Genomic DNA, 15,158 nt, shown 5'->3' with positions numbered 1-15,158 from the left:
CCAACCGGCCCCATCCTCGTAAATATCCTAACTTTATCCTCTCTTATTTGTTTAATGACAGACAAATAACTAACACGCATCAATGAATCAGAAGATACTGCTCATCACGCCACCGTTTACCCAACTCAATACGCCCTATCCGGCGACCATGTACCTCAAAGGTTTTTTCAACACCCGCGGTATCGCCTCCGTGCAGGCCGATTTGGGAATTGAGGTGATTCTGAGGCTGTTTTCATCCGAAGGATTCTGCTCCCTTTTTCAATATATTGAGGAAAATAAACCCGAACTTTCGTCTAATGCCCAACGCATGGTCAGTCTGAAGCGCGACTATATTCAGACCATCGATGCGGCCATTGCTTTTCTGCAAGATAAAAACTCCACCCTGGCACAGGTCATCTGCGAAGGCAGTTTCCTGCCCGAAGCCTCCCGCTTTACCGAAGAGACCGAGGAGCTGGAGTGGGCCTTTGGCACGATGGGGACGCGTGACAAGGCGCGACACCTCATTACCCTCTATCTCGAAGATATTTCCGACCTGATCATAGAGGCGGTTGACCCGCAGTTTGGATTCAGTCGTTATGCCGAGAGTCTGGGCCGTTGCGCCACCTCATTCGATGCGCTGGAGGAGCGACTCAATGCTCCGGCGAGCTTTGTGGATGAGATTCTTCTTTCACTTTTACAGGAAAAAATCAATCAGGAAAAGCCAACCGTGGTCGGACTTTCCGTGCCGTTTCCCGGTAATCTCTATAGCGCACTCAAGTGCGGCCAATGGCTCAAAGCCAATCACCCGGAGATAAAAGTGGTGATGGGGGGCGGCTATCCGAATACCGAATTGCGATCATTACGTGAAGAATTACTCTTTAAATACGTCGACTTTGTAACTCTCGACGACGGCGAATTGCCCTTGCTTCGCCTGTTGGAATATTTTGAGGGAAAATGCAAGCTCGACGACCTCAAACGCACTTTCACACTCCTCAATGACGAGGTGTGCTACCTCAATGAGTCAGATGAAAAGGATTTTCCGCAATCCGAAGTGGGTACGCCTGATTATTCCGATTTGCTTTTGGATAAATATCTCTCGGTCATCGAGATTGTCAATCCGATGCACCGCCTCTGGAGTGACGGACGCTGGAATAAACTGACCCTGGCGCACGGTTGCTACTGGGGGAAATGCTCCTTCTGCGACTGTTCGCTCGATTACATCCGCCGTTTCGAGCCCAATTCCGCCGCTTTGATATGCGATAGGATGGAGGCGATTATCCGTCAGACCGGACAAAACGGTTTTCACTTCGTGGATGAAGCCGCACCACCCGCTTTGTTGCGTGATTTGGCGCTGGAAATCCTGCGACGCGGTCTTCGCGTCTCCTGGTGGACCAATATCCGGTTTGAGAAAAACTATACGGCAGACCTTTGTGCTTTGCTGAAAGAGGCGGGTTGCATCGCTGTTTCGGGTGGTCTCGAAGTGGCTTCCGACCGTCTTTTGAAACTCATTAATAAAGGCGTTACCGTGGCACAGGTGGCCAAGGTAGCCGACAATTTCACCCAATGCGGCATCATGGTACACGCTTACCTGATGTATGGATTTCCTACGCAGACTGACCGCGAAACCATCGACTCACTCGAAATGGTTCGTCAGCTATTTCAGGAAGGTGTGTTGCAATCGGGCTTCTGGCACCTCTTTACCATGACGGCTCACAGCCCTATCGGACTCAATCCGCAGCCTTTTGGCGTGCAGGCTATCAAGAATAAAGGCAAATTTGCCAATAATGATGTGCCGCACATCGACCGCATCGGGGCAGACCACCAGATGTTCGGCGAAGGACTGCGCAAATCCTTGTTCAATTACATGCACGGCGTTGGTTTTGATATTCCGCTCAGCCAGTGGTTTGATTTCAAGGTGCCGGTGACCACCATCCCGTCCAATTTTATCCAGAAAGCCCTCGCAGCACCGGATGAAACGGGATTGCCTTTGAACCGGCAGGTGATTTGGTTGGGCAATCTTCCCGAAATCCGTTTCTACGAAAAGAAGAAAAAGGGCAAAACCGTCCAGGCTTCGGAACTGATTTTCCACAATAAGAAATACGACCTGGCGCTGAAGGTTTCGCAGGATTTAGGCAGATGGCTGGCAGAGGCAATGACATCAATCTCGCTTCAAAGCGACAAGCCGGTGAAACTCCAACAACTTAAAGAGAGCTATGAATCGGCAAAACTGGGCGATTTCCAGATATTCTGGAACAGCCGCACGGTGGAAGAGCTGAGGGAAAACGGCCTGTTACTCTTGTAATTGTTTTTATCACTCTTTATCAAAAGCAAATATTGATAAGATGGCTATCTTTGCATTCCAGAATTGAAATTAAGAAAGAGCTATATGACCAAAATATTAATTACAGGAGCTTATGGATTTGTGGGCAAGAATGTTGCCGCTTATCTGAAAGAGAAATCCTGGTTTGAACTTCATGCGTTGGATGTTATACACTATGCAACGGCTCTTTATCAGAGACAGTTTATATGGGAATACCTAAAACCAATCGATTGGGATACTGTTGATACTGTTATTCACCTCGCGGGCAAAGCTCACGATACTAAAAATACCTCTGACGCTCAATCCTATTTTGATGTCAATTATGGCCTGACCAAACAGATATTTGACCTTTTCCTGCAATCCAAAGCGAAAACCTTTATCTTTTTCAGTTCGGTAAAAGCCGCAGCTGATACAGTTGAAGGTGATATATTGCTTGAAAGTCACAAAGCTAATCCACAGACTCCTTACGGGCAGTCAAAACTTAAGGCTGAAGAATACATTCAATCGGAAATGCAGAAACTGGAAAGTACGGGAAAGAGAGTCTATATCCTCCGTCCCTGTATGATTCATGGTCCGGGCAATAAGGGTAATCTGAACCTCTTGTACCGTTTAGTGAAAAAAGGTATCCCCTATCCTTTGGGCGCTTTTGAAAATAAACGCTCTTTTACCTCAATCGACAATTTAGGCTTTGTATTAATGCGATTGATTGAGGGGAATGTCGAATCAGGTATTTATCAGATTGGGGACGACGAGGCGCTTTCGACTAATGAACTGATATCTGTCATTTCCGGGACGCTTGGTTCGCGTACAAGAATATGGAATATCAATGCAGGACTTATCCGCTCTGTCGCAAAAGCCGGAGATACTCTTCATTTGCCATTGAATTCGGAACGTCTCAAGAAGCTGACCGAAAATTATGTCGTTTCGAATGCAAAACTGAAGACAGCGTTGGGGATAGAGAAAATGCCTGTTTCAGCTAAAGAGGGATTGCAGCAAACGATTAAATCTTTTTTGGCACTAGATTTTATCTGTGGAAAATAATAAACACCTACCTAACCTACCATAATTCAGGGAGGTCGCCATACTGAACACCGCGGAGCAATAAATTTTTTACCATTCGAAGGAACCCAGAAATAATCCCAATGAACTATCTATTATTGTTAGCTGCCCTTTTTGGTGCCTTACTCATCTATTTCAAAATTGCGGACAAATTCAATATTATCGATAAACCGAATGAGCGTAGTTCTCACAGTGATATTACGCTTCGTGGAGGTGGCGTAATTTTCTGGGTAGCAGGGGCAATTTACTCCTGCTTGCATATTCAGGAAAGCGGCTGGTTTCTGGCCGGTTTTACACTGATAAGCCTTATCAGCTTTATGGATGATATTCAGAATCTGCATTCACGGGTACGTTTTGCAATCCACATGACAGCCGTTTCCCTGGCATTTTACGGTATCGGATTATTTGAAATCCTCAATTTCTGGCAAATAACATTGGCCTATTTCTTTGTTGTGGGAGTGATAAATGCCTATAACTTCATGGATGGGATTAATGGCATTACAGGTCTGTACAGCCTCTCTATCCTTTTGGCATTGGCTTTTATCAATAACAAGATAGTTGCTTTTACCGAATCTGATTTTATTTGGTATCCGGTTTTTGCTTCACTTGTATTCCTTTTCTTTAATTACAGGAAGCGTGCAAAATGCTTTGCCGGTGATGTGGGCAGCGTTTCCATTGCATTCTGGATTATTATGCTGTTGTTGCAATTGGTAATGAAAACCGGCAATGCCTCATGGTTATTACTACTTACCGTTTATGGCGTAGATGCTGCCGCTACAGTGATTCACCGTATTTATCTCAAACAGAATATCTTTCAGCCGCATCGACTTCATTTTTATCAGATTCTGGCCAATGAGCAAAAGATAGACCATCGTGTTGTTTCTTTCTCCTATGCTCTGCTTCAGGGGATTGTTTCGTTGGTTGTCATTTTATTTTATAACCGGTTACCCGCAATTGCACTTTACGCTTTGGTTGTTTTACCCTTTGTGGCAATCTATCCTTTGAAGCTGAGACTTATGGCTTCTACAAAATAATATATATGGCAGGCATCTATATCCATATCCCTTTTTGCAAAACGCGTTGCAGTTATTGCGATTTTTACTCTTCCACTCAAGAACAGTGGGTGGAGCGCTATGTTGATGCGATTTGTAAAGAGTTGCAGTTGCGAAAAGATGAGCTTCCGGATATCACAATTCAGACCATCTATTTCGGCGGAGGTACACCTTCCCAGCTTTCGATAACTGATTTTGAAAAGGTGTTTTCTGTCATTAATCAATATTATCGGGTTGATTCCGGGGCTGAAATTACTCTCGAAGCCAATCCGGATGACCTGAGTGAGGATTATATCAGAGGCTTACTCCAGTTGCCATTCAATCGTATTAGTATTGGAATTCAGAGTTTTATTGATGGTGAACTTGAAAAGATTAACCGTCGTCATTCCGCTCAACAAGCAAAGGATGCAGTGTGGTGCTGTAGTCGTTTGGGTTTTTCAAATATCAGCATTGATTTGATGTATGGATTGCCCGGTCAAACATTATCAGACTGGTCGTATAATCTTAATGAGGCAATAAAACTTCCTGTTCAGCATATTTCGGCTTATCATCTGATTTATGAAAAGGGGACAAAGCTACATAGTCAATTAAAGGCAGGAAAAGTCAAAGAAGCTGATGAGCAATTAAGCCTGGATATGTTCGACCTTTTGCGGAAAAAACTATCCGCACATCAGTTTGTTCATTACGAAATTTCCAATTTTGCTCTTGATAAATATTTTTCAAAGCACAATTCTTCATACTGGAAAGGAGTGCCTTATCTGGGTATCGGAGCATCCGCTCATTCTTATAATGGGATAAATAGGTCTTCAAACAGAGCCGATCTGAAGAATTATATTGAAAATATTGAGACTGGGAATTGGTCACCTGAGATTGAAAAATCAAATATTTACTCCAGATATAATGACCTTATCATCACCTCTCTGCGTACCATGTGGGGGTTAAATCTTGATGATTTGAAGACTCAATTTGGCAATGAACTCTACCGTTATTGTCTCGATGAAGCCCGTGGTTTTATTGATAAAAAGTGGCTGGTTGATGATGGTAAGTGTCTGAAAATCACAGATTGTGGCCTTTTTATGTCTGATGCGATTATGGCGCAACTAATGTGTGTAGATTAAGTTATAGTAGTTCTCATTAATCCCCCTTGTTAACTAAAAATATCTCCAAAACTAATACATAGTCTCTTTGTTTTGTATTAAGAATATTTACCTGTCGTGAGGCGATAAAGTTAAATAACAGTAATCAGGTGGGTGGCCTTTCAAAAAAACGCAAATAAAAATTTGGATATTAACAGCCAACCTGTTAAATTTGCAGTTGCATGTTAATAGGAAAAGACCCTGATTTTGAAGATGACCTAAACAAATTAACCAATCATGTGTTTAATTATTAAACAGGTTGGCGTGTTTGTGTTGATTAAGAACTAATCAATGATTATAATGTAACCCTGAAATGAGAAAATCTACGATTTGGCTTTTAATCATTGTAATGGTATTGACTTTCGTTACGCTCCTCGCTCTTCAGATTGACTACATTAACGAGATGGTAAAGATGCGAAAAGAGCAGTTTAACGAAGCTGTGATGCGAAGCCTTTATCAAGTCTCTAAGAATCTGGAAAACGAAGAGACAAAACATTATCTGGAAGAAGATATAATCGCAACTGCTAAAACAGAGCATAAATATAATTTTGATGAACTAACAGACCAGTATCAGAAAATCCTGAATCAGGATTATCGGATGGCTAAGTCGAAAAACCTTACAAAGCCAGGTGTTAATCCTTCGACTAAACAAAGTGCTCCCAGAGTTTATATTTCTTCAGAGCATGGCGTGAAATCGATACTGAAGACTTCAAATGAATTGCAGGAGGTTCTGAAAGGACGATATTTGTATGAAAAGGCTCTTTTGGATGATGTGATTCTGAATATTTTGTACAAATCTGGTACAAAACCTCTGTCTGAGCGTATTGAGGTAAAGGACCTCAAAGATATGCTTAAATCTGAATTTCAGAATAATGGGCTGAATTTACTCTTTGAGTATGAGGTGATTGATAATAATAAGAGGGTAATATATAAGAGTGCAGATGTTGCAATGCAACGGGAAGATGAGGTTTATACTCAGATATTGTTTCCAAATGATACCCCGTTGACCTTGAATTTGCTGAAAGTCTATTTCCCGACTAAACGTAGTTATATCTTTAACTCCGTGAGGTTTATGATACCGTCTTTTATTTTTACTTTCGTCCTGTTGATAACGTTTGGATTTACCATTATTGTGATATTCAGGCAGAAGCGTTTGTCTGAGATGCGGAATGATTTTATTAATAATATGACCCATGAGTTTAAAACGCCACTGTCAACGATATCGTTGGCGGCGCAAATGTTGAAAGACTCAGCTGTAGCCAAAAATCCGACAATGTTTCAACATATTTCTGGTGTAATAACTGATGAAACAAAACGTTTAAGTTTTCAGGTTGAGAAAGTTCTGCAAATGTCGCTCTTTGATCGCCAGAAAGTGGTGTTGAAATTTAAAGAGGTTGATATGAATAACCTGATTGCTGATGTCGTTGATAAATTCAGATTGAAGGTTGAGAAATACGGCGGGACTATCGAATGTGAACTTCAGGCTGTGCATAGTCGGGTAATGGCTGATGAAATGCACATAACCAATGTGGTTTTTAATCTTCTGGATAATGCTGTAAAATACAGTAGGCCGGAAGATCCACTGAAATTAAGTGTTGCAACCTGGAATGATGCCGGTAAGTTACATATTTCAATTATGGACAATGGGATCGGTATTAAAAAGGAAAATCTGAAAAAAATATTCGAACGTTTTTACCGTGTCCATACCGGTAATTTGCACGATGTTAAAGGTTTTGGGCTTGGATTGGCTTATGTGAAGAAAATTGTTGATGATCATAACGGAAGTATTCGTGCTGAAAGCGAAGTTAACATTGGAACTAAATTCATTATTTCACTACAAATAACTAAAAACTGACCACTATGGAAGAAAAATTGCATGTCCTTCTTTGCGAAGATGACGAAAATCTAGGTATGTTGCTGAGAGAGTATCTCCAGGCAAAAGGTTATAACGCAGAACTTTGTCCGGATGGCGAAGCTGGTTATAAAGCTTTCATGAAAGGTAGCTATGACATTTGTGTATTTGATGTCATGATGCCTAAAAAAGATGGATTTACACTCGCTCAGGAAATCAGAGCTACCAACAGTGAAGTGCCCATTATTTTCCTTACAGCAAAAACATTAAAAGAAGATATTCTTGAAGGTTTCAAGCTTGGAGCTGACGATTATATCACTAAACCTTTCTCTATGGAAGAGTTGATCCTTCGTATCGAAGCTATCCTGCGTCGTATCAAAGGTAAAAAAGGAAAAGAAGTTCAAAATTACCGTATCGGTAAATTTACTTTCGATACCCAGAAACAAATTCTCTCTATTGGAACAAAATCAACCAAACTTACTACGAAAGAATCAGACTTGTTGAGCTTGTTATGCGCTCATGCAAATGAAATTCTGGAGCGTAATTTTGCTTTGAAAGCTATCTGGGTGGATGATAACTATTTCAATGCTCGTAGCATGGATGTTTACATCACAAAACTTCGTAAACACCTGAAAGATGATCCGGAAATTGAAATCATCAATATCCACGGTAAAGGATACAAATTGATAGCACCGGAAATCGAACAGTCTTAATTCTGTTTATTAAATGATTATAAAGCCGCCGTGAGAATTTCGCGGCGGCTTTTTTATTCTATTTTTGCCGGATAAATATATTCTTCCCAGAATTTAATATCTTCCAAAAATGATTCGAATTGTTCTCTTTCTGTATCAATGGCTTGTTTTTTTGCCGGTTTTTATCGTAGTGACAGTTTTTACGGCGCTAACGACTATCATCGGTTCTTTCTTGTTTGGGAACCGTTTTTGGGGATTTTACCCGGCTCGTTTGTGGTCTATAATAACCTGTTATCTGGCATTCTGCCCTGTAAAAGTTGAGGGCAGATATAATCTGATGAAGTCACACTCGTATATCTTTGTTGCGAATCACCAGGGGGCCTTTGATATTTTCCTGATCTATGGATTCTTAAATCATAACTTTCGATGGATTATGAAGCAGGAGTTGCGGAGTTTGCCTTTTGTTGGCGCAGCCTGTGCGTCTGCCGGACATATTTTTGTAGACCGGAGCAATCCCAAATCCATTAAGGAGAGTCTTGAAAATGCCCGGAAACAACTTTCCGGTGGGCTTTCTGTTGTTGTATTCCCGGAAGGAAGCCGTACTCAAACCGGAAAAATAGGCAGGTTTAAAAAAGGCGCATTTCAATTGGCAACAGATCTGAATCTGCCTATAGTGCCGATTTCAATAGATGGTCCTTTTCGTATTATGCCCAGAGGAGCACATACGTTGCGTCCGATGCATCTGAAACTGGTTATTCATGAGCCAATTTCAACGGACGATTTATCAGTTGATGATATTCCATCACTGATGGAAAAATGTCATAGCGTTATATCTTTAGGATTGAAGTAAAACGAATGTAGGCCGAAAATTAAGTGGCTGAGCATTTTAATGCTGCGAAATTTTGAATTCTGTTTTGTCGGACGGAAAATAATCGCTACTTTTGCACCGCAATTTAATAAACCAAATTATAAACAAATGAACCATTACGAAACCGTTTTCATTTTGACTCCCGTTTTGTCTGATGTACAGATGAAGGAAGCGGTAGAAAAATTCAAAGGTATTCTGGCAGCTGAAGGCGCAGAAATCGTGAATGAAGAGAATTGGGGCTTGAAAAAACTGGCTTATCCAATTCAGAAAAAATCTACCGGTTTTTACCAATTGATCGAGTTTAAAGCTTCTCCGGCCACTATCGCTAAGTTAGAAGTTAACTATCGTCGCGACGAGCGCGTTATCCGTTTCCTTACTTTCAAAATGGATAAATTTGCCGCTGAGTATGCAGCTAAAAGAAAAAGTATTAAAGCAACTAAAGCGTAAGGAGAATCAATCATGGCACAAGCAAATTCTGAAATCAGATATTTAACTCCCCCTTCTGTTGACGTAAACAGAAAAAAATATTGCCGTTTCAAAAAAAGCGGTATTCGTTACATCGACTACAAAGATCCTGAGTTCTTGAAAAAATTCCTGAACGAGCAGGGTAAAATTTTACCACGTCGTATCACCGGTACTTCACTGAAATTCCAAAGAAGAATTGCTCAGGCTGTAAAAAGAGCTCGTCACCTGGCGTTGCTTCCGTATGTTACTGATATGATGAAATAATAATCAGAAGGAGGAAATACAACTATGCAATTAATATTAAAAGAAGACGTAACCAACCTGGGTTACAAAGACGATATCGTAACCGTTAAAGACGGATATGGCAGAAACTACCTGATTCCTCAGGGAAAAGCGATCATCGCTACACCTTCTGCAATCAAAATGTTGGAAGAAAACCTTAGACAGCGTGCTCACAAATTGGCTAAAATAAAAGCTGATATGCAAGAGTTGGCAGCTAAACTTGATGGTGTTTCTTTGACAATCGGTGCAAAAGCAAGCTCTACCGGTAAAGTATTCGGATCTGTAAACAACATTCAGATTGCTGAAGCTTTGGCTAAACTTGGTTTCGAAGTTGATCGTAAAGTGATCATCATTAAAGAAGCTGTTAAAGAGTTGGGTTCATTCAAAGCTACTTTGAAACTTCACAAAGAAGTTAGCGTTGAGATTCCTTTCGAAGTTGTTGCTGAGTAATTTTAGCTACATTATAAATTGAAAAAGGCTGTCTTCATTCGAAGACAGCCTTTTTTGTGTGATTTGAGGTTACTTTCCAATGTTCAAAACATTGTGAAAGCGGAAGTCAGATTATATCTGGCTTCCGCGCTCAACTTTCTTTACACCTTTTATGGTGCGTATTTTTTTAATTAGTGCCTCAAGTTGACCTGTGTCACCAATGGATATTGTAATATTTCCGCTGAAAAGACCATCGTGAGAATCAATGGAAATTGAGCGTAGAATGACATTTTTCTCTTTTGAAATAACAGAGGTTATGTTGGTGACAATGCCGATATCGTCATTTCCGAGGACATGCAAGGTGATTGCATATTGAGAATCGGATTTACCGGTCCATTTAGCTTTTACAATGCGATATCCAAACCTGGAGATCATCTGCGGAGCATTGGCGCAAGAAGTACGGTGGATTTTAATACCTCCTAGTGTCGAGATAAACCCAAAGATTTCGTCCCCATATATAGGGTTACAGCATTTAGCCAGTTTGTATTCAACTCCTCTCAGATTTTGATCGATAACAAGTTCATCGTCCTTTTTATGAGTGTGTTCAGGTGTTGGAGCCGGTGCTACGAATCCAGTAGCAGTACGACCTTCTGACGATGGTTCTTTCTCTTTCACCTCGAGGCTCAGGTACTGTTCTAGTATCTTGTTGATGTCCAGTTTTTCAGTAGCTAAATCTGCAAAAAAGTCAGTTGCCTGTTTGAAGCCGTTTTTCTTGATCAGTTTCATCAGGATTGACTCATCAATCTCAATTTTGCGGTTTTTAAATCGACGTTGCAAAAGCTCTTTGCCGTATTCTGCCTCTTTAGAGGCCATTTCCTTGAGCGTATGTTTGATCTTGATACGCGCTTTGGAGGTTGTGACAATATTGAGCCAGTCCTGTTTGGGGACTTGTGTGGCTGCTGTCAGGATTTCCACCTGATCACCACTAGCTAGTTTGTGCTTGATGGTCACATTCTTACCATTGACTTTGGCACCAACGCATTTACTTCCCAGTTTCGTGTGGATCAGGAAAGCAAAATCGAGAATAGTAGCACCTTTCGGTAACTTATGCAGGTCGCCTTTAGGGGTAAAGACGAAGATCTCTTTATCGTAAAGGTCCGGTTTTAGTTCTTGCATTACATCGAGCGGGCTGGCATCAGAGGCTTCCAATACTTCACGTACGTTATTCAGCCATTCATCGAGCCCGCTTTCTCCTTTTACTCCTTTGTATTTCCAGTGGGCGGCCAGACCCTTTTCGGCTATCTCATCCATACGTTCTGTACGGATCTGGACTTCAACCCACTTTCCTTCCGGGCCCATCACGGTGATGTGTAATGATTCGTAACCATTACTTTTAGGTATGGAGAGCCAGTCGCGCAAACGCTTAGGATTAGGCTGGTACATATCGGTAACGATAGAGTAGGCGTGCCAGCAATCTGATTTTTCCTTTTCGTAAGGAGTGTCTATGATAATACGGATGGCGAAAAGGTCATATATTTTTTCAAATGCGATTTCCTGTTTCCGGATTTTATTCCAGATTGAGTGAATCGATTTTGTCCGTCCCTTTATCGAAAACTTTAATCCGGCTGCTTCCAGTTTGGTTTTAACCGGTTCGATGAAATTGTAGATATAAGTGTCACGTGAACGTTTGGTTTCACTCAGCTTCTTTGCAATTTCGGTGTAAATCTCCCGGTTGGTATATTTTAGCGAAAGGTCTTCCATCTCCGACTTAACGCGGTAAAGACCGAGCCGGTGTGCTAATGGCGCATAGAGGTATGAAGCCTCATACGCTACCTGACGCCTGAAATCATCATTGGGATGATGGTTGATTGAGCGAAGCAGAAACAGACGGTCGGCAAGCATGATTAATACTACCCGAACATCTTCAGAGAAGGTGATAAAGAGTTTGCTGAAATTTTCTGATTCTATCGAGGGATTCTTCGCATACAGTTCGTTGATTTTGGATAATCCGCGAATGATAGTGCTTGAATCGGCTCCAAAATTCGTCTGTAAATCATTTAACTGGTATATACCGTTGACGACTGCTTCATAGAGGAACCAGGAGATAATAGAAGTTTTCTTCAACCCAATCTCTTCATTGAGTATATTAGCGGTCACAATTAACCGTATCAGTGGATGGATACCGTATGCGTTACGCTGGTATAATCCCTGATTAATTGCCTCTTTTATTGTTGTTTTGATTAAATCAATTTCCGGAGAAGTAACTGTCCCTTCCAGAGCTTTCAATAATCGCCTGTAGTTGATAATAAATTCCCTGGCTTCATCTGCACTGATATATTCCTGACTACTCATTTCTTTAGGATTTTATTTGGTTCAAATATACAATCTTTATCAGATATACCCAATTAATAGAGATGTCATTAATCACAATATATTGATATCAAAAAGATAATTTGGAATCAGATGTTTTCGTCAATCGCTCTTCATTTTCTAATTTTGCAAACCAATTATTATCGTCGCATTACATTCATTTAATCTAAAAATCAGAATATATGGCAGAAGAAAAGAAAGAGAAATGGCTTAATTATTTGGCGTTGTCCACGGTGTTGATTGCTGTATGTGCCACCTTGTCCACATTTAAAGGTGGAGGGTATGGGAGTAAGGCGTTGATGAACCAAACCAATGCGGCTAACCAATGGTCTTATTATCAGTCAAAAAGTATCAAAAGTTACATTTTTGAAAATCAGAAAGATAATCTGGAATTGCAGCGCGACTTATTGGCTGGTTCGCCAAATTCAAAAGCTATCTCAACTGAATATCAGAAGAAAATAGATACTTATAACGAGAAATTGAAACAGTATGATGCCGATAAAGCGGATATCAAGGCAAAGGCAGAAGCATTCGAAAAAGAGCGCGATAACTGCCAATTACATTCTTCGGCGTTTGGTATAGCTGTTATTTTCTTGCAGATTGCTATTTTGCTTTCTTCGGTAGCAGCGTTGATCAAAAAGAAAATTCTCTGGATTCTGAGTATTGGGGTAGGGGTGGCCGGTGTGCTTTATTTCTTCAATGGGTTCTTTCTCTTTATGTAATGAGATTCATTGTCAGGTTATTAATCAATAATTAACCCAGATTGCTTTAGTTAATGGGCGAATAGTCGTACCTTTGCGCCCAAAATAATATAGAAAAGATATACGCTAATGATTACTGTTTCAAATTTAGCTATTCAGTTCGGCAAGAAGCCTCTTTTTCAGGATGTTGACCTGAAGTTTACCTCAGGCAACTGTTATGGGGTGATCGGCGCAAACGGTGCTGGAAAATCAACATTCCTAAAACTGATTTCCGGTGAACTGGATGCTACAAGAGGTACAATTTCAATGGGACCAGGCGAACGCCTTTCGGTACTCAAACAGAACCACTACGAATTTGACGAATGTACGGTACTTGATACTGTGCTGATGGGTTACAAAGAGTTGTGGGATAATATGAAGCAGAAAGAGGAATTATACTCAAAAGCTGATTTCACCGAAGAAGACGGAAACCTGGCTGCAAAACTGGAAGATGAATTTGGTCACATGGGGGGCTGGACAGCTGAGAGCGATGCTGCTAACCTGTTGAGCGGTCTGGGGATTAAAGAAGATATGCACTACCAGCTGATGAAAGACCTCAGTGGTAAAGAAAAGGTACGTGTGCTTTTGGCTCAGGCTCTTTTCGGAAATCCGGACAACCTGTTGCTCGATGAGCCTACCAATGACCTTGACCTTGAGACTGTACTTTGGTTGGAAAACTATCTGGCTAACTTCGAAAATACGGTGATTGTGGTTTCTCACGACCGTCACTTCCTTGATAATGTATGTACCGATATCGTGGATATCGACTTTGGTAAAATCCGTGCATTCTCGGGTAACTATACTTTCTGGTACGAATCAAGCCAGTTGGCAGCTCGTCAACAGGCAAATGCCAACAAGAAAGCCGAAGAAAAACGCAAAGAGCTTCAGGAATTCATCCAGCGATTCAGTGCTAACGTGGCGAAGTCAAAACAAACGACCAGTCGCAAGAAAATGTTGGACAAACTCAAGATCGACGAGATTGAACCGTCGACCCGTCGTTATCCGGGGATTATCTTCCAGCAGGAACGTCCTTGCGGTGACCGTGTACTGACAGTAGAAGGTCTTTCATATGAAGTAGATGGTGAAGTCCTGTTCAAAAATGTAGAGTTCAATATTGAAAAAGGAGATAAAGTAGTATTCCTGGGTAAAAATAACCGTGCAACTACGACTTTCTTTAAAATTATCAATGGAGAATTAGAGCCGACAGCAGGTAAATTTGAATGGGGTGTAACGATTACTCCTGCTTATCTGCCAATGGATAACACCGAATTTTTCCAGAAAGAGGAAAACCTGGTAGAGTGGTTGAGCAAATCCTCAAGCGATACCAGTGAGTCGTTCCTTCGTGGTTATCTGGGGCGTATGCTGTTCTCTGGTGATGATCTGTTGAAAAATGCTCAAGTGCTTTCAGGAGGGGAGAAAATGCGTTGTATGATTTCGCGCATGATGCTTCAGAATCCGAACCTATTGATTCTTGACCACCCGACGAACCACTTGGATATGGAATCTATCCAGGCATTCAACAACAATATGATTGCTTATCCGGGACAAATCCTAATGGCTTCTCATGACCATGAGTTTATCGAGTCTGTGTGTTCCCGTGTGATTGACCTGACACCTGATGGTGCTATTGATAAATATATGGATTTTGAAGAGTACCTGACAGATGAGAAGATTCACGAGCTTCGTATGTCGAAATACAATTCATAATCGCACAATAATATATGAGGGTGTCCCAAAAGGGCATCCTCTCTTCATTTTTGCCCATTTCATTCAATTAAGAACTCACCAGGCAGGCGTTAGCATTAATATTGCGAAAGATTGTTTTTTATCGGAGTCTGGCCAAAGAGTTGCAGAATAAGCAAAAAAGGAGGTGTATAGGGTGGATTATGCTGCTGTGGCCATCTTTCTGGATAG

Annotated in this window: 13 protein-coding genes; 12 read left to right on the top strand and 1 reads right to left on the bottom strand. The window is 41.2% G+C overall.

Annotated features, from left to right (window positions below; genetic code table 11):
• The first annotated feature begins 82 nt into the window (after window positions 1–82).
• From MLE17_RS13065 to rplI, 10 genes are all read left to right on the top strand, one after another.
• Window positions 83–2,281, top strand: coding sequence for a B12-binding domain-containing radical SAM protein (locus tag MLE17_RS13065; RefSeq protein WP_243349153.1), 2,199 nt, complete (start codon window positions 83–85; stop codon window positions 2,279–2,281).
• An 84-nt stretch (window positions 2,282–2,365) separates the two neighbouring features.
• Window positions 2,366–3,340: an NAD-dependent epimerase/dehydratase family protein gene (locus MLE17_RS13060; protein ID WP_243349152.1), complete on the top strand. Its 975-nt coding sequence runs from the start codon at window positions 2,366–2,368 to the stop codon at window positions 3,338–3,340.
• A gap of 101 nt (window positions 3,341–3,441) precedes the next feature.
• The gene (locus MLE17_RS13055; protein WP_243349151.1) at window positions 3,442–4,392 is read left to right on the top strand and encodes an MraY family glycosyltransferase; all 951 of its coding nucleotides are present in this window, start codon (window positions 3,442–3,444) and stop codon (window positions 4,390–4,392) included.
• 5 nt (window positions 4,393–4,397) lie between these two features.
• Window positions 4,398–5,528, top strand: coding sequence for a radical SAM family heme chaperone HemW (hemW, locus tag MLE17_RS13050; protein WP_243349150.1), 1,131 nt, complete (start codon window positions 4,398–4,400; stop codon window positions 5,526–5,528).
• Between the two features lie 331 nt (window positions 5,529–5,859).
• Complete coding sequence (locus tag MLE17_RS13045; protein WP_243349149.1) at window positions 5,860–7,401, top strand: sensor histidine kinase; 1,542 nt, start codon at window positions 5,860–5,862, stop codon at window positions 7,399–7,401.
• Between the two features lie 5 nt (window positions 7,402–7,406).
• A complete protein-coding gene (locus MLE17_RS13040; protein ID WP_243349148.1) occupies window positions 7,407–8,111 on the top strand; it encodes a response regulator transcription factor in 705 nt (234 codons plus the stop codon).
• Between the two features lie 112 nt (window positions 8,112–8,223).
• Window positions 8,224–8,940 (top strand): lysophospholipid acyltransferase family protein, encoded by a 717-nt coding sequence (locus MLE17_RS13035; protein WP_410795628.1) that lies wholly within the window; start codon window positions 8,224–8,226, stop codon window positions 8,938–8,940.
• A gap of 126 nt (window positions 8,941–9,066) precedes the next feature.
• Window positions 9,067–9,405 (top strand): 30S ribosomal protein S6, encoded by a 339-nt coding sequence (rpsF, locus tag MLE17_RS13030; protein WP_243349146.1) that lies wholly within the window; start codon window positions 9,067–9,069, stop codon window positions 9,403–9,405.
• Between the two features lie 12 nt (window positions 9,406–9,417).
• Window positions 9,418–9,687, top strand: a complete 270-nt coding sequence (rpsR, locus tag MLE17_RS13025) for a 30S ribosomal protein S18 (RefSeq protein ID WP_243349145.1) — start codon at window positions 9,418–9,420, stop codon at window positions 9,685–9,687.
• A 24-nt stretch (window positions 9,688–9,711) separates the two neighbouring features.
• On the top strand, window positions 9,712–10,155 hold the full coding sequence (rplI, locus tag MLE17_RS13020; protein ID WP_243349144.1) for a 50S ribosomal protein L9: 444 nt from the start codon (window positions 9,712–9,714) through the stop codon (window positions 10,153–10,155).
• A gap of 111 nt (window positions 10,156–10,266) precedes the next feature.
• On the opposite strand, the gene MLE17_RS13015 is transcribed toward rplI, so the two are convergent.
• Window positions 10,267–12,486 (bottom strand): RelA/SpoT family protein, encoded by a 2,220-nt coding sequence (locus MLE17_RS13015; RefSeq protein WP_243349143.1) that lies wholly within the window; start codon window positions 12,484–12,486, stop codon window positions 10,267–10,269.
• Window positions 12,487–12,686: 200 nt separating this feature from the next.
• Here MLE17_RS13015 and MLE17_RS13010 point away from each other — a divergent pair, with 200 nt between their 5' ends.
• On the top strand, window positions 12,687–13,226 hold the full coding sequence (locus MLE17_RS13010; protein ID WP_243349142.1) for a DUF4337 domain-containing protein: 540 nt from the start codon (window positions 12,687–12,689) through the stop codon (window positions 13,224–13,226).
• Between the two features lie 108 nt (window positions 13,227–13,334).
• Complete coding sequence (locus tag MLE17_RS13005) at window positions 13,335–14,951, top strand: ABC-F family ATP-binding cassette domain-containing protein (protein WP_243349141.1); 1,617 nt, start codon at window positions 13,335–13,337, stop codon at window positions 14,949–14,951.
• Window positions 14,952–15,158: the final 207 nt, after the last annotated feature.

The organism is Parabacteroides sp. FAFU027 (assembly GCF_022808675.1).
Taxonomy (GTDB): Bacteria; Bacteroidota; Bacteroidia; order Bacteroidales; family UBA7332; genus CAXXIC01.
This window is presented reverse-complemented; position numbering and strand designations above follow the sequence as displayed.